The 18941-nt window shown below is 43.6% G+C and carries 15 protein-coding genes, 1 other RNA gene and 1 pseudogene; 7 read left to right on the forward strand and 10 right to left on the reverse strand.

What is annotated here, in order from left to right:
• Positions 1 to 440 precede the first annotated feature (440 nt).
• Positions 441 to 755 carry a hypothetical protein gene (locus DK428_RS05005; RefSeq protein ID WP_109064760.1) on the forward strand — a complete coding sequence of 105 codons (315 nt, stop codon included), beginning with the start codon at positions 441 to 443 and terminating at the stop codon, positions 753 to 755.
• 210 nt (positions 756 to 965) lie between these two features.
• Here the strand turns inward: DK428_RS05005 and rluA are convergent, their stop codons facing one another.
• Both rluA and rapA read right to left on the reverse strand, forming a co-directional pair.
• Positions 966 to 1625, reverse strand: a complete 660-nt coding sequence (rluA, locus tag DK428_RS05010) for a bifunctional tRNA pseudouridine(32) synthase/23S rRNA pseudouridine(746) synthase RluA (protein ID WP_109064761.1) — start codon at positions 1623 to 1625, stop codon at positions 966 to 968.
• Positions 1626 to 1627: 2 nt separating this feature from the next.
• On the reverse strand, positions 1628 to 4486 hold the full coding sequence (gene rapA, locus DK428_RS05015; protein WP_109064762.1) for an RNA polymerase-associated protein RapA: 2859 nt from the start codon (positions 4484 to 4486) through the stop codon (positions 1628 to 1630).
• 197 nt (positions 4487 to 4683) lie between these two features.
• On the opposite strand from rapA, the gene pnuC reads away from it, so the two are divergent.
• Positions 4684 to 5373 (forward strand): nicotinamide riboside transporter PnuC, encoded by a 690-nt coding sequence (gene pnuC, locus DK428_RS05020; protein WP_005702013.1) that lies wholly within the window; start codon positions 4684 to 4686, stop codon positions 5371 to 5373.
• A gap of 56 nt (positions 5374 to 5429) precedes the next feature.
• Here the strand turns inward: pnuC and DK428_RS05025 are convergent, their stop codons facing one another.
• On the reverse strand, positions 5430 to 6134 hold the full coding sequence (locus DK428_RS05025; RefSeq protein ID WP_109064763.1) for a tRNA1(Val) (adenine(37)-N6)-methyltransferase: 705 nt from the start codon (positions 6132 to 6134) through the stop codon (positions 5430 to 5432).
• A gap of 89 nt (positions 6135 to 6223) precedes the next feature.
• On the opposite strand from DK428_RS05025, the gene srmB reads away from it, so the two are divergent.
• Positions 6224 to 7549: an ATP-dependent RNA helicase SrmB gene (srmB, locus tag DK428_RS05030; protein ID WP_005702015.1), complete on the forward strand. Its 1326-nt coding sequence runs from the start codon at positions 6224 to 6226 to the stop codon at positions 7547 to 7549.
• A gap of 24 nt (positions 7550 to 7573) precedes the next feature.
• Positions 7574 to 10174: a DNA mismatch repair protein MutS gene (gene mutS / locus DK428_RS05035; RefSeq protein WP_109064764.1), complete on the forward strand. Its 2601-nt coding sequence runs from the start codon at positions 7574 to 7576 to the stop codon at positions 10172 to 10174.
• Positions 10175 to 10277: 103 nt separating this feature from the next.
• On the opposite strand, the gene DK428_RS05040 is transcribed toward mutS, so the two are convergent.
• The 5 genes and pseudogenes from DK428_RS05040 to DK428_RS05060 form a co-directional block, all read right to left on the reverse strand.
• On the reverse strand, positions 10278 to 10937 hold the full coding sequence (locus DK428_RS05040) for an alpha/beta fold hydrolase (RefSeq protein ID WP_204352447.1): 660 nt from the start codon (positions 10935 to 10937) through the stop codon (positions 10278 to 10280).
• Positions 10937 to 11095 carry a hypothetical protein gene (locus DK428_RS11685; protein ID WP_204352448.1) on the reverse strand — a complete coding sequence of 53 codons (159 nt, stop codon included), beginning with the start codon at positions 11093 to 11095 and terminating at the stop codon, positions 10937 to 10939. The genes DK428_RS05040 and DK428_RS11685 overlap by 1 nt, the downstream gene beginning before the upstream one ends.
• A gap of 329 nt (positions 11096 to 11424) precedes the next feature.
• The gene (locus DK428_RS05050; RefSeq protein ID WP_109064765.1) at positions 11425 to 11958 is read right to left on the reverse strand and encodes a hypothetical protein; all 534 of its coding nucleotides are present in this window, start codon (positions 11956 to 11958) and stop codon (positions 11425 to 11427) included.
• A gap of 178 nt (positions 11959 to 12136) precedes the next feature.
• Positions 12137 to 12526 (reverse strand): pentapeptide repeat-containing protein, encoded by a 390-nt coding sequence (locus DK428_RS11880; protein WP_109064766.1) that lies wholly within the window; start codon positions 12524 to 12526, stop codon positions 12137 to 12139.
• Positions 12527 to 12627: 101 nt separating this feature from the next.
• A pseudogene (locus tag DK428_RS05060) lies at positions 12628 to 12998 on the reverse strand (rhodanese-like domain-containing protein).
• A gap of 304 nt (positions 12999 to 13302) precedes the next feature.
• Between DK428_RS05060 and ygiD the strand changes: the two are divergent.
• On the forward strand, positions 13303 to 14088 hold the full coding sequence (gene ygiD, locus DK428_RS05065; protein ID WP_109064767.1) for a 4,5-DOPA-extradiol-dioxygenase: 786 nt from the start codon (positions 13303 to 13305) through the stop codon (positions 14086 to 14088).
• 101 nt (positions 14089 to 14189) lie between these two features.
• On the opposite strand, the gene DK428_RS05070 is transcribed toward ygiD, so the two are convergent.
• Both DK428_RS05070 and DK428_RS05075 read right to left on the reverse strand, forming a co-directional pair.
• Positions 14190 to 15314: a Fic family protein gene (locus DK428_RS05070; protein ID WP_109064768.1), complete on the reverse strand. Its 1125-nt coding sequence runs from the start codon at positions 15312 to 15314 to the stop codon at positions 14190 to 14192.
• Between the two features lie 419 nt (positions 15315 to 15733).
• Positions 15734 to 16825 (reverse strand): YdcF family protein, encoded by a 1092-nt coding sequence (locus DK428_RS05075; RefSeq protein ID WP_109064769.1) that lies wholly within the window; start codon positions 16823 to 16825, stop codon positions 15734 to 15736.
• Positions 16826 to 17034: 209 nt separating this feature from the next.
• Between DK428_RS05075 and ssrA the strand changes: the two genes are divergently transcribed.
• Together ssrA and DK428_RS05085 are read left to right on the forward strand one after the other, a co-directional pair.
• Positions 17035 to 17400, forward strand: a transfer-messenger RNA (tmRNA) gene (ssrA, locus tag DK428_RS05080).
• A gap of 277 nt (positions 17401 to 17677) precedes the next feature.
• Positions 17678 to 18916, forward strand: a complete 1239-nt coding sequence (locus DK428_RS05085) for an integrase arm-type DNA-binding domain-containing protein (protein ID WP_109090079.1) — start codon at positions 17678 to 17680, stop codon at positions 18914 to 18916.
• Positions 18917 to 18941 lie beyond the last annotated feature (25 nt).

Consider the following 18941-nt stretch of genomic DNA (forward strand, 5'->3'; position numbering starts at 1 on the left):
TTAATTAGAAAGTGCGGTCAAATATAACGACATTATTTAGCAGTTGCACAAAGCTGAAATTACGGTCACTGAGCTTGTCGAAGTGTAAGTAATTTCAGCTTCTCTGATACACAAAACGAATGATTCGACAGGTTCAGTAAGCGTTTTGTGCATTTGCTACATAATACTGAAATATAATCATGTTTTTCACCACACTTTTTTCTGTTCCCTCTCTGATTTTGCAAGTCACTAACCAAATTCCTCATTGATAATTTTTGATGTAAGAACTGTCAGAAAAATGGCCACTTTGAACTAATTTCTTTTCTCCGTAGTCAAAGTGTCGGTAAAAGCGATGTGGTTAAATCAAATGAATTGATACCTCTCCTTTTACCATGACGGATATTTAATCCCGTTACCCACGTAACGTTAAATTATCCCTACAATAAACTAGGAGTAGATTTATGAAATCTAAATTTATCAAAGGGTTAACTATTGTTGCATTAGTCGTTTCGGTTTCCGCCTGTGAAATGGACAGAACACAACGCAATACTGCGGCAGGCGCGGCAATCGGCGGACTTGCAGGAAATTGGCTTGGTGGAGATATGGGCTCCACATTAGGCGGCGCAGCATTGGGCGGCGTCATCGGCAGCCAAGTGCAAAAAGGAAAACGTTATTACGATGATGATGACGATGATCGTTGGGAAAGACACCATCATCACCACCATCATCATTACCATCACAAAAAACATCATCGTTATCATGATGACGATGATTAGTGAAAAGTAAGGAAAGACACTAGCAATATAAGAAAACATAAAAGCAATGAATATTGATTCATTGCTTTTTTTGTTTCCGAAAAAAAACGCAAAGTGCGGTGGAAATTCACTGCGTTTTTTTATTTATTGGCTTACATGCCGTTTATTCTTCCTATTGGTGCCTTATGTAGAAGTATGCTTGAAAAAACATCACTTTTTTTCCGTATCTCCTTAAAATCCCACCGATGCCGTAAAGGTCATGATTTCCCCGCTGATGGGATGTTGGATTTGCAGGCTTTCGGCGTGTAGGCATAGACGGGGAGACATCGCCTTGGCTTGTGGATGGGCGTAGAATTTATCGCCTAAAATCGGGTGTCCTAGCGCCAGCATGTGTAAACGTAGTTGATGAGAGCGCCCCGTAATCGGCGTAAGTTTTACGCGCGTGGTGTTATTAGGGTAGCGTTGTAAAACGTCATAAAAAGTGACCGCTCTTTTGCCCTGCGCAAAGCAAATTTTCTGGCGCGGGCGATTTTCCCAGTCACAAATCAGTGGTAGTTCCACTACACCATGATCTTGTTCCACATGCCCCCAAACCAGTGCCTGATAATATTTTTTCGGTTCACGTTCACGGAATTGGCGTTTTAATTCGCGATCCGCCGCTTTGCTCAAAGCAAACAACAAAATCCCGCTGGTGGCCATGTCCAGCCGATGCACAGGCTCGCAAAAGCCGTATTTTTCTTTCACCCGTGACATAGCGCTGTCGTAATATTGCGGTTGGTTGCCCGGGACCGAAAGCAAGCCGCTCGGTTTATTTACCACGGCGATGTAGTCGTCGCGATACACCAAGTCCAGCCAAGGTTCCTGCGGCGGGTTATATTCAATGAGAGCCATATTTATTCCTTATTGGTCACAATCACGCGTAGGCAATCCAAGCGCCATGTGGCTTGCTGTAAGCATTGTAGCATTTGTTTTCGTTGCATCTGCAAGGTGTCAATTTCATCCTGACGGATATTTTTATTCACTTTTCGTAAGGCGATGAGACGAGTTAATTCTTCGTCAAGGTGTTGCAGTGCCTGTTGTTCGGCATTGGCGATAATCTCCTTGCTTTGCTGTGCCATCACCTTTTCGCCTTGCGTAATGAGTGTTTCGATATTCGGTCGCAACATTTTCGCCACTTTATTCGCCATGTTGCGGTCCATCGGTTTGAGCTTACGTTGTAAATGATCAAACGCCACCTGTTGTGCTAAGTCATTGCCTTTGCTATCTAATAATAAACGTATCGGCGTTGGTGGCAGGAAGCGGGTTAATTGTAACCCTTGCGGTGCTTGTGTTTCCACCACATATACCAGTTCTAATAGCAATGTACCGGCCGGCAGATGTTTATTCGGTAACAACGCGACGGCGCTTTTGCCGATATCGCCGGAGGTGATTAAATCAATGCCGTGGTAAATCATCGGGTGGTCCCACGTGAGAAATTCCAACTCTTCGCGCGCTAACGCCAATTGACGGTCGAACGTGACGGTGACGCCTTCTTCTTTTAAGCCCGGGAATTCCGGTACCAACATTGTGCCTGTTGGGGTAATCACAATGGATTTTTCCCCTAAATCTTCTTGCTCCACCCCAATGACATCAAACAGATTTAACGCAAAATCGACCAATTCCGGGCTACCGTCTTGTGCGGCAATCTCTTGTGCCAGCTGTTTCGCAGACTCGCCACCGTTCGAATTCAGTTCCAGCAACAGATCTCGGCCTTGTTCCAATAGCTGTTTTAAATGTAACCGTTCCTGTTGGGTATGTTCGATTAATGCCTTTTGAGCTTCAAGTGCGGTCGGATTTTCCAATGTTTTTTGTAATGCTTCACCGAACTGCTCGAATAACAACGCGCCCATCGGACAGGTTTCGTTGAAGGCATTTAACCCCAAATGATACCAATCGGCCAACACCGCTTGTGCGCCGTCGGTAAAATACGGCAAATAAATCTGAATATCTTTGGTTTGCCCAATACGATCCAAGCGGCCGATACATTGTTCCAACAGGTCAGGGTTTTCCGGCAAATTGAATAACACTAAACGGCTGGCAAATTGGAAGTTTCGCCCTTCGGAACCGATATTGGAACTGAGCAACACCTGAGCACCGTTTTCTTGTTGGGTGAAGTAAGCCGCCGCACGATCGCGTTCCACAATAGACATTTTTTCATGGAATACGGCGCTGCGAATGCCTTCTTTTTCACGCAGAATTTGCTCCAACTGAATTGCCGTTCCGGCATAACGACAAATCACAAACACTTTTTCTTGCCGATGTTGTTTTGAAAAATCAATCAGCCATTGCACACGCGGGTCAAATTCCCACCATGCCGTATTGGCATTGAGTTCGCGCATGACATGTTCGGGGTAAAGGGCGCATTGCACGGGATGTTCACCAAATGCCCTGAGGGTTTTAATGGCGTTTTCGTATTGTTTCGGCTGTAGTAGGGCGATCGGATGATAAATTCTTTTCGGAAAACCTTGTACGCTTTGGCGGGTATTGCGAAATAGCAAACGCCCCGTGCCGTGGCGGTCGATAAGTTGTTTAATGAGCGTTTCTTTATTCGTCGCATTGAAATTGGTGTCTTGACCCAACAAGGCAGAAATTTTATTTTTTTCCACCGCACTTAAGGGCTTATTCGCCAATAAGGATTGTGCTGCCTCGGCAATGGGGTGGTAATGCTGTTGTTCTTCCAAAAAAGCGTGGTAATCGTGGAAGCGGTGCGGGTCGAGTAAATTCAAACGGGCAAAATGGCTTTGTTGCCCAAGTTGTTCCGGCGTCGCGGTGAGCAATAACACGGCGGGAATTTGTTGCGTGAGTTGTTGCACGAGTTGATATTCCAAACTCGGATTGATTTCGTCATACACCAAATGATGCACTTCATCGGCAATCAACATATCAAATTCGGCAGCCAATAGTTGTTGCACCCGTTGCGGATGCTGCACTAGCCAGTCTAAGGCGCAAATAATCAGCGATTCGGTAGTAAAGGGATTCACTTCCTCGCGATCTTCCGCCGCGGCAAAATCGGCGCAACGTTCTTCGTCAAACAGCGAAAAATGCAAATTGAAACGACGCAACATTTCCACCAACCATTGGTGTTGTAGCGTTTCCGGTACGATAATCAGCACTCGGCGCACTTTCTCGGCGAAAAGCTGTTGTTGCAAAATCATGCCGGCTTCAATGGTTTTACCCAAGCCCACTTCATCCGCCAACAGTACGCGCGGTGCCACGCGTTGCCCCGCTTCTTTTGCAATATGTAGCTGATGAGGAATGAGTCCCGCGCGAATGCCGCGTAGGCCACGCAACGGCGATTGAAATTGGGCTTTTTGATATTGCAACGCGTGATAACGCAAGACAAAATGCTCGTTACGATCAATCTGTGCGGAAAATAACCGCTCTTGGGGGCGGCTGAAGGAAATCCGATGGGCTAACTCCATTTCGCTGACCACGCGATCTTGTCCATCTTGTAGTTGCACCAAATAGAATAGCAATCCGTTGTTTTCTGCAACGTTGGTCACTTCGCCATACCAACCTTCAATATGTTGAATCTGATCGCCAAGGCGAAATTGCACACGGCTTAACGGTGCGCTTTGCACCGCATAAATACGCTGTTCTTGCGCGGCGGGGAAGTCAATGGTCACCTGCCGAAAATCCAAGGCGCTAATCACGCCTAAGCCTAAATTATTTTCCGTTTCGCTGATCCAACGCTGACCGATTGCAAACGTCATATTCTATTTTCTCCGCCCATAAAAAAGCGGCTATTTTAGCCATCTTACTGTGAAAAAGAAACTGTCCGTCAGCCCGACCACTAAACGAATTTCATCAAAATTTGTGATCTTATCCACAAAAACGTAGCAAATACTTTACATGGAAAAAAATAACTCCTAAGATGACCGCACTTTATGTCATTAGTGAGGTTACGATCATGAATCCGCAAAAATTCTTAAATCAACTGGTGCAGGAAATCATTTCCGACTGGAAACCCTTTGAAATTTTCTGGCTATTTTTATTTGTCGCGGCGCAAATAATCGCCTTTGTGCTAGATCCGCAATCGCCGCTCGCCATGATCTCCGGTATTGCAGGGGTGATTTGCGTCGTGTTTGTGAGTAAAGGCAAAATCAGTAATTATCTGTTCGGGCTCATCTTTGCCTACACCTATTTTTATGTGGCGTGGGGCGCAAATTTCATCGGTGAAATGAATACCGTATTATACGTTTATATCCCGGCGCAATTTATCGGTTATTTCATGTGGAAGAGCAATATGCAGCAAGAAAAAAGCGGTGGGGAAAGCGTAATTGCCAAATCCCTTACGTTACAAGGCTGGCTTATTCTTGCCACTACAGTGATCGTCGGTACGTTATTATTCGTCCAAGCGCTTAATGCCGCAGGCGGTAGCTCCACGGGATTGGACGGTTTAACCACCATTATTACTGTCTCTGCCCAACTCTTGATGATTTTGCGCTACCGTGAACAATGGCTTTTGTGGATTTTATTAAACATTCTTTCCATTGCCCTATGGGCGGAAACGCCGGCCATGTATTTGATGTATAGCGCCTATTTACTGAACTCGTTATACGGCTATTACAACTGGACGAAATTAATGAAACAGGCTTAAGAAGCAAAGAAAAACACCGCATTTTAGAGAAAGTGCGGTGTTTTTTTATGGCGTTTTTAGAAGTTCAAATAAAAATCCTGCGTCAATGTGACAAAATCTTCGTGATATTGATTCTGCGCATCGTAAATGATCAGCTCGCTGTGTTTCAACGGTTGCGGTTGCATGGCGAAGGTCAGTAGCACTCGTTGTGGTGCTTTGCCTGCTTTTGTCCTCACATCGCAGCGTGCGATGCAATAAAGTGCGGTCGTTTTTAGCAACGTTTCGCCTGCCGCAAAAGGCAAGACAAAACTGATTTTGCCATTTGGCGCCAAGCAACGTTGCGCCGTTTGTAACCAGTGTAAATGGGATTGTGTGAAATAACGGGCGGTATTGCGTTCGTTATCGCGACAGGCTATGCCCGCTTCAAAATAGGGCGGATTGGCGACAATCAAATCGAAGCGCTGTGCTGTTTGAGTGCAAAAACTATCTATATCCTGCTGATACACCTGAATTTTCTCCTTCCACGGGGAAGCTAACGCGTTTTCACGGGCTTGTTGTGCCGCCGCAGGATCGATTTCCACGGCACAAATTCGGCTTTCGGTAGAACTGCGTTGAGCCAACATTAAGGCGATTAAGCCGCTGCCGCTACCTAAATCCAATATCTGTTTTGCCTGCGTCACATCCGCCCATGCGCCCAATAAAATACCGTCCGTGCCCACTTTCATGGCACAGCGATCGTGATTTACCTGAAATTGTTTAAAACGAAAACCCGTCTTGCTCATCGAAAAACACCGTCAAAAAGGACCGCACTTTAACGGCAAAGTGCGGTATAATTCGGCGCAATTTTAATGCTAATGAACGACAAATACCAATGACAAACCTCACTCAATTTGCAGATTTTGATCTCGCGCCCGAATTACTCAACGCCATTCAGAAAAAAGGTTATCAACGCCCAACCGCTATTCAGCAAGAAACTCTCCCGGCCGCCATGGACGGAGAGGATGTCCTAGGGTCGGCACCGACCGGCACCGGAAAAACCGCCGCGTTTTTGCTACCGGCGATTCAACATTTGCTAGATTATCCGCGCCGTAAACCGGGCGCGCCGCGCGTGTTGATTCTTACGCCAACCCGAGAACTTGCCATGCAGGTAGCGGAACAGGCGGAAGAACTTGCCTGCTTCACCAAACTCAGCATTGCAACCATCACCGGTGGTGTGGCGTATCAAAATCACGGCGAAATTTTCAATAAAAATCAGGACATCGTGGTGGCGACCCCGGGGCGTTTGTTGCAATACATTAAAGAAGAAAATTTTGATTGTCGCGCGGTAGAAATTCTGATTTTTGACGAAGCAGACAGAATGTTGCAAATGGGCTTTGGGCAAGATGCGGAGAAAATTTCGGCAGAAACCCGTTGGCGTAAGCAAACGTTGTTGTTCTCGGCGACCCTTGAAGGGGATTTATTGGAAGATTTTGCCGACCGCACGTTAAACGAGCCGGTGAAAATTGATGCGGAACCGAGCCGCCGTGAACGGAAGAAAATTCAGCAGTGGTATTATCACGCCGACAGTAATGAGCATAAATTCAAATTATTGGCACGTTTCATTGAGCAAGAACAAGTCAGCAAAGGCATTGTGTTCGTACGCCGTCGGGAAGATGTGCGAGAACTGGCGGAAAACCTGCGCAAACGGGGTATTCGCAGCACTTATTTAGAAGGCGAAATGGCGCAAACTCAACGCAACAACGCTATCGATAAACTGAAAAACGGCGTGGTAACGGTGTTGGTTTCCACGGATGTCTCCGCGCGTGGTATCGATATTGATGACGTCAGCCACATTATGAATTTTGATTTACCGTACAGCGCCGATACTTATTTGCACCGCATCGGGCGTACCGCGCGCGCCGGCAAAAAAGGTACTGCAGTGTCTTTTGTGGAAGCACACGATTATCGTCTACTGGGTAAAATTAAGCGTTATACCCAAGAAATTCTAAAAGCCCGCGTGATTGAAGGTTTGGAACCACGCACCAAAGCGCCGAAAGACGGTGAAATCAAAACCGTCAGCAAAAAACAAAAAGCAAAGAAATTAGAAAAACGCGAAGCACAAAAGAAAACAGATAAAAAAGCCAAACAACGTCATCAAGATCGTAAAAATATCGGTAAACGCCGTAAACCAAGTGCTTCAACAACAGAAACCGCCTAATAATCGCCGGAATAAGATAAACACATGATGTCAAAAGAGAATTTCGAACAGCATACACCAATGATGAAACAATATCTGCAACTCAAAGCGGAGAATCCGGATATTTTGTTGTTTTATCGCATGGGCGATTTTTACGAGCTGTTTTATGACGATGCGAAATGCGCCTCCGCACTGTTAGATATTTCGCTGACTAAACGCGGACAATCTGCGGGGCAACCGATTCCCATGGCAGGCGTGCCTTATCATGCGGTGGAAGGCTATTTAGCGAAGTTGGTGCAGTTAGGGGAGTCTGTCGCCATTTGCGAACAAATTGGTGATCCGAATACGGCGAAAGGCCCCGTTGAACGCCAAATTGTGCGCATTGTCACGCCGGGCACGGTGAGTGATGAAGCGCTGTTACCGGAACGGCAAGACAACCTCATTGCCGCGGTGTATCAGGAAAAAGATCATTTTGGTTTGGCGACCTTAGACATGACGTCCGGTCGTTTTCAGCTATGCGAACCGCAATCTAAAGCGGATTTGCAAACGGAATTACAACGCATCGCGCCGGTAGAATTGCTTTATTGTGAGGATTTCGCTGATTTTCAGCTAATCGAACACGCTAAAGGTTTGCGTCGTCGTCCTATTTGGGAATTCGAGCTAAAAACCGCAATTCAACAGCTTTGCCATCAATTTAATACCAAAGACTTGTGCGGATTTGGTGTGGAAAAAGCGATTCTGGGCTTATGTGCGGCCGGTTGTTTATTGCAATACGCACGCGAAACGCAACGTACCGCCTTGCCGCATATTCAAAGCATTCATCTCATTCAACACAGCGAAAATATTCAGTTGGACGCCGCAACCCGTCGCAATTTGGAGCTCACTCAAAATCTGGCAGGGGGGACGGAAAACACGTTGGCGGCTGTGTTGGATAAATGCGTCACCCCGATGGGCAGTCGCTTGCTAAAACGTTGGATTCATCAGCCGATTTGCGATGTAGAAAAACTCACGCAACGCCAACAAGCCATTGGTGCGATTTTAGAACAGGATTTAGTGGCGGATTTGCAACCTTATTTGCAACAAGTGGGTGACATGGAACGCATTTTGGCGCGCGTGGCGTTACGCACCGCCCGTCCGCGTGATTTAACCCGCTTGCGTACCGCTTTAGAGCAGATTCCTTATATAAAAAATCGGTTGGCTGAAAAAACATCAGAAAAAATGACCGCACTTTACCAACAACTGGGCGATTTTTCTGCACAATTTGACCTTTTACAACGGGCGATTATTGACAGCCCCCCGGTGTTAATTCGTGATGGTGGCGTCATTGCGGCGGGCTACAACGCCGAATTGGATGAATGGCGTGAATTAGCCGACGGTGCCACCCGTTATTTGGAAGATCTTGAACAGCGGGAACGGGAAAACACTGGCATTGATACCTTAAAAATCGGCTTCAATGCGGTGCACGGTTATTACATTCAAATTAGCCAAGGACAAGCCCATAAAGCGCCGATTCATTATGTGCGTCGTCAAACCTTAAAAAATGCCGAACGTTATATCATTCCTGAATTGAAAACCTATGAAGACAAGGTGTTGAAAGCAAAAGGTGCTTCCTTGGCGCTAGAAAAACAGTTATATGATGAAATTTTCGACCAATTATTACCGCACTTGGGCGACTTACAGCTCGCCGGTTTGGCATTAGCCGAATTGGATGTGCTCACCAATTTAGCGGAGCGGGCGGAAAGCCTGAATTATGTGGCACCAACCTTCTCGGCACAAACGGGCATTCATATTCAAAATGGCCGTCACCCCGTGGTGGAGCAAGTGTTGAAGGAACCGTTTATTGCCAATCCAACAGAACTTACGGAACAGCAACATTTCCTCATTATCACCGGCCCGAACATGGGCGGTAAAAGTACCTATATGCGCCAAACGGCGCTGATTACCTTAATGGCGTACATGGGCAGTTTTGTGCCGGCAGACAGTGCCGTCATTGGCCCTGTTGATCGCATTTTTACCCGCATTGGAGCCTCTGATGATCTCGCTTCAGGACGCTCAACCTTCATGGTAGAAATGACAGAAATGGCGAATATTCTGCATCAAGCGACAGACAAAAGTTTGGTGTTGATTGATGAAATCGGCCGTGGAACCTCCACTTACGACGGTTTGTCCCTCGCTTGGGCTTGTGCTGAGTGGTTAGCGAAGAAAATTCGTTCTTTAACCTTATTCGCCACCCACTATTTTGAGCTCACCGTGCTACCGGAACAGGTGCAAGGTATCGGTAATATTCATTTAGATGCCATTGAGCATAATGACACCATTGCTTTCATGCACGCCGTACAAAAAGGTGCAGCCAGTAAAAGCTACGGTCTTGCGGTCGCTGCCTTGGCAGGTGTGCCACAACAAGTCATCAAGCTCGCTAAACAAAAACTGGCGCAATTAGAAAAACTGTCACAGCAAAACGCCAACCAACAGGTACAAAATTTACGCCTGCTCAATCAGCGCCAAGGCGAACTGGAATTTGCCACGGCAGAAGACGAGAAGAAAGACATGTTGCTCCACATGTTACAAGAGCTAGACCCTGATGACCTCAGCCCAAAACAAGCGCTGGCATATTTATATCAATTGAAGAAAATGGTGAAGGAATAATTCATTGATTTGGTGCTGGCGGTGTGTGTTTCTTGGTGTAAATGTGACAGCTTATAATTAAATGCTAAAAGGCCGTCTGAAACTTAATGTTCAGATGGCCTTTTTATTCTTTGTTATTCAAAAACGGTTCAACCACTACCCATACAGCCGGGAAATTTACGATAAATACCGGATGAGACGCGTTAGGGATAATGGCTAAGTCGGCATGTGGGGTCATACGATAAGCGGTGATGACGGTATCCAATGGTGCATTGGCATCGTCTTCCCCAACTACAAACAACACGGGCGATTGGATCTTACCAAAAGTCTCTTTGCCAACCTGGGTGTTGTCATAATTTTTCTGTGCATTATCGAACCATGCTGCCGTTTGTTGTGGGGTTGGACGGATGGTTTGTTGCATTTGCCAATAGCTTGGATCTAACCGGCGGATTTGTTCATAGCTTGCACGTTTATTTCCACCACCTTGAATAAAACCACGTTTCCATTCGCCGGCACCTATGGCAATAATTTTGGCTGCCTGTTCGGGATAAGTAGCGGCAAAGGTGAGGGCGGTGTAAGCGCCGTCTGAAAAGCCGAGTAAATCCACTTTACCGTTAATTTGTGCGGCTTTTAAGACGGCAAGCACATCGGCTGCTTTTTGTGTGTAAGTTGGCGCAACACTACCGACTTCAGATTTGCCATGACCGCGTGTACTGATGGCGATGACTTCATGATTTTGGCTTAAACGGTCAATAAATTCGCCCATTTCAGCCGTTGAACCCACTATCCGCCATGCAAAACAATCACAGGTGAGCCTTTGCCATAGCGTTCAAAATAAATTTTTGCCCCATCACTTGCCGTCGCATAACGACCGACTTTTTCATTGTTCCCATAAGGCTCTTGGCTATGGTAGGCAGTTTCACTTTGTCCAAAATAGCGCAACGGTTCGCCGGCAAAACTGCTCGTTGCAAGGGTGGCGAAAAGTACGCTAAGTGCTAATTTTTAAATGCTTTCATGGTGTTCTCCTGAGTAAAGTGCGGTCATTTTTTTAAGGTTTTCGATGAGACGCGCAGGTTACATTTCATATTCGGGCTTACGTAACAGGCTCTCTACATTTGGCTCAATCTCTTTGTCCCAAACCTTTTCTTTCCACTCATCAGCAGGAATTTCAGTGTAAGCAATAGTGATGAATTCCGTAGGCGTGTTTAGGCGTTCGCGGGCAAAAAACGCGTGCGTGCTGTTGTGTAAACAACTCGACGATTTCTAACATATTAGTCATGTGGTTTGTTATTAAGAATATCTAACCATGCATCCTGTGTGAAGACTATTTCCTCGTAATTAATACCATCATCGATATCGCTGACACCAATGACATAAATTAGAGCATTGTCGTCTTCTAGTATACTTGATTCAAAATTTTCTAGACTTGGATTATTTTGAAATGAGCTTATGAAATTTGGGATTTTATTTTCATTGCTCATAATAACTATGGTTGTTAGAGAGGGGCCACAATCATATAAAATATTTTCAAAATAATCTTCGTCAATTGGTTTTAAAAATTCAATAATTCCTATACGGCTTGGAATGCATTTTAACAAAAAACCAAAAAAGCCTTTTTTAAGGTTACCATGCCATATAATCTTAACATTATGATTTTTAGATAGAGATTCAAAAAATTTTAAATCCAACCCGGTTGCACAGAGAAAGCAGCGGTAATGCGGGCTCTTATTTACTTTTTCTAAAATATTTTTCAAACTAATCTGAGTGTTTTTTTCACTGCTTTCTCTTTTAATTCTTTTATACATTTTCCAGTCCTTTATATTTATTTACCTTTGATATGAAAAGGTATTTGTTGGAGCATGGGCTTACTGTTAAATTGACTATCAATTTCACATAATGGCATTCCTATTATTTTCCATTTTATTAGCTCAAGCAGAGCGTTTTGCAGTTTGGTACATTTTTATATACTTAACAGATTACATTTTAAAATGAAGAAAATAGATTGTTTTCAATATAGCAGTTTTCAAAAGTGCAATTACGTATTACATTATCTTCTATATGCATCGTCCTAAATACACAATCAGTAAAGGTGCAATTGGTAAATCTTGTATTGCTAAACATTGTTGCGATAAAAGAACAATTAACAAAATTACAATTTGTAAATGAACTCTGAACTATGAAAGCACCACGAAATGAGCTTAAAGAAAATTTAACATTAATGACTTCCCTATGAGATATTTCATATCTATGAAAATCAATATTAGTTACCTGAGTAAACTCACCTGAAATAAAGGCGTCCAAGTCCTTTACATCAACCTTAGTTAAAGATTTTGTAATATTTGAAAGTAATTTTTGAATTTCATTTGATATCATTTTACTACCACTAATCTAGAGGTTTGTTGAAAAAAAAGTCGTATAGAAAAAATCCCCTAATGCTCTGCTTTAGGGGGATTTTGCTTTAAATAGTGGGATGTTTATTTCAATCCTTTTTTCACCAAATCTTCATAACCGCCGTGGTTAGTTACATTGGTGTAGCCGGCATTTTTCCGCTCAGTTAGTGTTGCTTCTGCACGGCGACCACTGCGGCAATAGAGATTAACAGGCGCATTTTTATCCGGCTAACTGCTTGAATACGTGCAAGGATTTGATCGTGCGGAATGTTCACCGCATCTTGTAAATGACCTGCGTTAAATTCATCTGCAGAACGCATATCAATCCAAACGCCTTTTGCTTTTTCAGGTTGTGCCATATTTTGTGCCGTTTATGATGTGGTATCTGCCGAAGCAACAAAAGGCGCGCTAATAGCCACGGCAGAAAGCACCGCTGTGAGCAATTTTTTTATCATTCAATCTCTAATTAGATAGAAAATAATCGCCTTACTGGTTTTTAAAAACCGTATTAAGTTAATGACCATGTTACTCTCAAGCATGAAGATAATAAACTGTAAATTAAGCAAAAAATAATTTTCTAAAAAACACCTGAAAATTTGACCGCACCTTTTTATATCTTTCTCTACTCAATACCCGTCATATCGCTCAATATTGCACCCGATTATTTTCTATCAGTAAAAGATGTTGTTCATAAACAGGTATTTTTTACATAAAAATCTACTCATACAATTTGCGGCATTAAATAACGAGGAGTAAATAATGAAAAAAATGCCTGTATTGTTTGTTGGGCATGGTAGTCTGATGAATGTGTTGGATAAAGAAAATCCTTTCAACCAAAATCTCAGCCTAATTACGCAAAAGTTTGCCAAACCGAAAGCGATTTTGATGATTTCGGCGCATTGGTACAGCAGCGCTTTGCAGGTTTCATCGGGCGAACGTCCTGAAATAATTTATGATTTTTACGGATTTCCTGAAGCGCTCAGCCAATTGCAATATCCGGCGCTCGGCTCGCCTGAGTTGGCGGAGCAAGTGCAGTCGTTATTGCAACCGGAAAATGTGGAGTTGAACCCGACGCGCGGTTTTGATCATGGCACTTGGGCGGTGTTGAAATTTCTGTATCCCGATGCCGATATTCCAGTGGTTCAGCTTAGTCTTACTCGTTCGCAACCTGCGGAATGGCATTTCAATTTGGCGAAAAAATTATCCGCTTTGCGCGAACAGGGTGTGTTGATTATCGGCAGTGGCAATATTATCCATAATCTGGGCGTGATGAGCAGGGCGCATATCAATCAAATCGGCGCGGGTTATGACTGGGCGTTTGCTTTCCGCGAAGCAATCAATCAGGCGATTGTTGAACGGGATGACGACACGTTGATTCATTACGAACGGCTGGGTGAAAAGGCGATGCTCTCCGTGCCGACGCCGGATCACTATCTGCCTTTTCTTTGCATTATGGCATTACGCGAACCGGATGATTCCATTACGTTTTTCAACGACAGCCTTGTCGCCGGTTCGCTCAGTATGACTTCGCTTTTGGTGGGCTAAAAAGAAGGGGGCAAAAGCTCCCTTTTTTCAGGTCGCAGCGATTAAAGTGCGGTCGTTTTTTCTTATGTTTTGTAAATAAAATTTTGATTTTGCTAATTTCATCAAACCCTCACCAACTCCATCATCCCCTCAAATGAATATAATGCCGACTTTCTTCCACTCGCTTCCTCTTTTAATGACAAAATCCCTTTTTCCAGTAATGCTTTGGTAAAACGGTTTGCTGTTGCCGGCGGAATGTTGGTTAGCTCCGATAGACGACTATTTCGGAAAACAGGATAAGTAAAAACAAAATCCAGTACAGCAAGAGAATGTTTAGAAGAAAGTGTTTCAGTAAAAATAGATTTCATTTCTTCATAAAGTGTATGAATGTTTTGTGCAATTTTAAGGTTATGTCCTGCCTGCCAATAGATTGCTTCAAAGAAGAATTGGCACCATTCGTTCCAATTACCTGTTTGAGAAACCTGACGCATCAACTCTGTGTAACGTTCTTTGTGTTCCTCAAAATATCCACTGATATAAAAATGCGGGGCGCTGATGGCCTTAGATTGCCAAAGCATTAAGGTAATCAGCATTCGACCAATCCGCCCATTGCCGTCTTGAAATGGGTGAAGTGCCTCAAATTCGAGATGAGAAACGGCCGTTTTGGCTAAAATTGGCGTAGAATCGTAATTGATATAATTGAATAACTTATCCAAACCTTCTTCCAATTTTTCCGGGCTAATCGGCACAAAGAGAATCGCCCGTTTGCCTTTGTCAGCTAGATAGTTCTGCTCGTGCTTGAATGCGCCGGGCGATTTATTCACGCCACGACCATAAGATAAAAGCTGTTGGTGCATGGTTTTCAATAAAAATTTGTTGAATAGATAGCCATCTTCTATCGCGCCTTGTGCATTTTTCAGTGCCCGCTGATACAACACGGTTTCTACAATGTCCGAGCGGACTTCAGTGGAATCATTACCTTCACCGTAATCTGCCTCATATTGCATAATTTCATCCATGGTACTAATTGTGCCTTCCATACGGGAAGAAATAACAGCCTCTTGGTTTCGTAAGGGCGCAAGCAAAATCTCGCTGTTATGCATATTTTTCAACATTTGATCGTAACGGGCTAGCGCATCAGTTGCTTTTAATAGGCTAGGCATAAGTAGGGCGTAATCTAATGATTGAGGAGGAAATTGATTATAGTGATACTGAACGGCATCGTCGAAGTTAAGCGGTTTATACATGTTATTCTCTCTTTGTGAATCAAAAAATATAATTTTTGATTGATAAAATGCATTGTCGCTCATTTATGATTAATAAACAAGTTTGTGAATCAAATTTATCAAAAAACGATTCACAAATAACTTTGTAACTCGTTTATGATCGACAAAAAAGTTTGTTAATCAACATTAATAAAAAATGATTGGTAAAATTTTTGAGAAAAGATATTTGTAAAAAATGTTCTAAAATCTGACCGCACTTTGGTGCCAACATGATTTATTATTCAATACTAAAGGCCGTCTAAAAGTGACATTTCAGATGGCTTTTTTTTATTCTCTCTAATCGCTTTCTTTAGCATCTACAAACAAAAAAGTGCGGTCAAAATTTACGGCATTTTTTGACCGCACTTTACCCTCGGGATGTGACCAATGCATTACTCGGATTAATCCTGTAATGCCCCGCTATTAAACATTGGCAAGCCCATCGTTTTCAGGCTGTCACGATAAATTCCCAGTAAATCTTTTTCACTCACTTTTTGCAATTCGTCCAATGGCTTATCTAATGCCGCCACGGTTTCAATTTTGATACCTTTCGGGCCCGATTCCAAAGTCGCGATTTCAAACAACGCGCGGCCACGACGCACATGACTGCCGGAGCTGATGAGAACGGCGTGTTTGATGTGGTGTTTGGCTAAGGAATAACGGGAGAATAAGGCATTTTCCACGGTTGAACGGGCATAGTTGTCGGCGTAAATGCGTTTGGCGTCAATGCCTTTGTCAATGAGCCATTGCCTCATTAACGCGCCTTCCGTTTGGTTATTTTGCGGTACGCCTCCGGTGACGATAATTAAGGCATGAGGGTTTTGATTGGCGATTTCTAAGGTTTTTTCCAAGCGTTGAATTAAGATGTCGTGCATGCTGCCATCAGGGTTTAGCGCATAACCCAAGGTGATAATGGCAGACTGTTCCGGCAATTTATGATCTAATTTGTCGCTAATCGGTTGAGTCGCTACGCTGTCGATAATGTTGAACAGGTTTTCAAGCTCTGCGGCTTTTGGCGGCGCAAGATTTTTTAACTGTTTGAAGTGATTGTCACTTTCTGCTTTGTTGCCTTTGAAACGATGCCATGCGGTTAAGTAAATATGTGCTTTGACATCGTCCGGTGCAACGTTCAAGACTTTTTGATATAGCTCGATAGCTTTGTCGGTGTTGCCGTTATAAATATTCGCGTTGGCGGCACCAAATAAAAAATCCACGCGATAAGGTTCTAACTCATAGGCTTCCAACAAAATCGCGGCAATGCGTTCCATGTTACTTGGCAATTTCGCCGTGAATCCTGCATTGGACACGCGCGCCGGTGAGTTTTGGATTTTCACCGCTTGTGCGATTAAATCATCCACGACTTGTCGCTGGGTTAGTAATTGTTGGTAGTTAATTTGCGGTTCCAGCACCTGCACCGCTTGTGTATTGGCGGTAGCATGGAAAGCAAGTGCGGAAATAATGGCTAATAATGAAACTTTGAAGGGGTTATTCATCCTTTTCTCCTTGGATTTCTTATTATTCAACCCCTAGTGTATGAAAATTAAATTTTAAAACTAGGAGCTAGATCACATTTTAGGACTTTTGTATAGAAAATTGTCATTGAAACAAGTGGGATTAGCCCAAACATGACGTTGGGAATGGTTTCTGACTGATGATCATACTTTCATTTGACGCTGAATTTTGCTATTCTTACGCCACTTTTGGGGCTGATTCTGGATTCGACGGGATTAGCGAAGCCCGAGGTGCACGTCGAGGTGCGGTAGGCCTCGTAAATAAACCGCAAAAAAATAGTCGCAAACGACGAACAATACGCTTTAGCAGCTTAATAACCTGCTCATAGCCTTCGCTCCCCAGCTTCCGCTCGTAAGACGGGGATAAAGCGGAGTCAAACCCAAACGAGATCGTGTGGACGCCGCCGTTTGAGGATCGAAGCATTAAATTAAATCAAACTAGCTTAATTATCGCGTGTCTGTCCGCAGGGTTAAGCGAATCTTAAAGACTGACTAAACGTGTAGTACTAACGGTAGAGGAATTTCGGACGGGGGTTCAACTCCCCCCAGCTCCACCAAATAACAATCCAAAGCAAACTTATCAAACCCTAAAAGCCCTTGAAAATATTAACCTCAAGGGCTTTTTCATATCCTAAGCGTTCCTATTAAATCCTATCAAATCCTTGAATTTTAGTAACACAGATAGTAACATGACTTTGTATAAGTCGAAACCCGTGTTACTAAAATCTATTTAAACCCTTTCCCAAAAGGGATTTATCACATAAAAAACACTGTGGAAGTAACACGATTTTCGACTTTTAGTAACACAGAACATTGATTTTGGTAACACAGACTATGGCACGAGTAACCACAGCTTTAACACCAACACAGATAGATAAGGCAAAACCACAAGAAAAAGAATATAACCTTGCGGACGGACAAGGATTATTTTTGCGCATTAAGTCTAATGGCGTGAAAACATGGTTATTTAATTACTACCGCCCTATCACTAAAAAACGGAATAATCTTGCGTTAGGCGACTATCCGGCAGTTACACTCAAGCAAGCCAGAGAAAAGCGAGCTGAATACAAATCCTTGTTAGCTCAACAGATAGATCCGGCAACCTATCGCCAACAGCAAGAACAAGCTAAGCAAAATGAGCTGAATAATACCTATGAAGCGGTGGCGTGGGCGTGGCTTGAGTATCGCAAAACCAAAAAGAACTTTTCAGATAATTATCAAAAAGACGTTATAAGCCTGATCAATCGTTGCTTATTGCCGCACTTTGGTCATTTGCCTATTTCTCAAGTTACCGCGCCAATGGCATTAAAGGCATTTAAGCAGTATCAAGACGAAGGGCATTTAGAAAAGCTCAAACGGACGATTCAGAAGCATAACGAGATCATGACTTATGCACTACACCGAGACTTAATCTCTTTTAATCCAACGGCAAATATCGCAAAGGAATTTGACAGCCCAACGGTTGAACATTTTAAAACCCTTAAGCCTGAGGATTTAAGCGAATTTATGTTCATGCTACAAAACGCCCAGATTCACTTACAGACGCGCTATTTGATTTTATGGCAACTGCTCACCATGACAAGACCGAACGAAGCGGCTACGGCGAAATGGGCGGATATTGACGAGAAAAACAGAATATGGACGATTCCGGCGGAGCAAATGAAACGTGGCATTGAGCATAGAATCACGTTATCACGGCAAGCCTTAGCCCTGTTAGGACAAATTAAAAAATTGAGTGGCGGAAAAACTTACCTATTCCCGAGTGTAAAGAACCCACAATCCCACGTGAATACGCAAACGGCAAATGCCGCGATTAAGCGAATGGGCTATGCCGGTAAATTGGTGGCACACGGTTTACGCAGTATCGCCAGCACCTATTTAAACGATCAGGGCTTTAATAGTGATTTGATTGAAGTGGCACTATCACACCTCAATTCAGACCGGGTAAAAACCGCCTATGACAGAGGGGAAAAATTAGAACAGCGATTCAAGCTATTGCAAGCATGGGCGGATTTTGTAGAACAATCTTCACAAGGCACTTTGCCGCAATTTCATTTGAAGATTGTGGCTTAGACTGATAAAACCTGAGGTAAAGTGC

Source organism: Aggregatibacter kilianii, from assembly GCF_003130255.1.
Lineage (GTDB): Bacteria > Pseudomonadota > Gammaproteobacteria > Enterobacterales > Pasteurellaceae > Aggregatibacter > Aggregatibacter kilianii.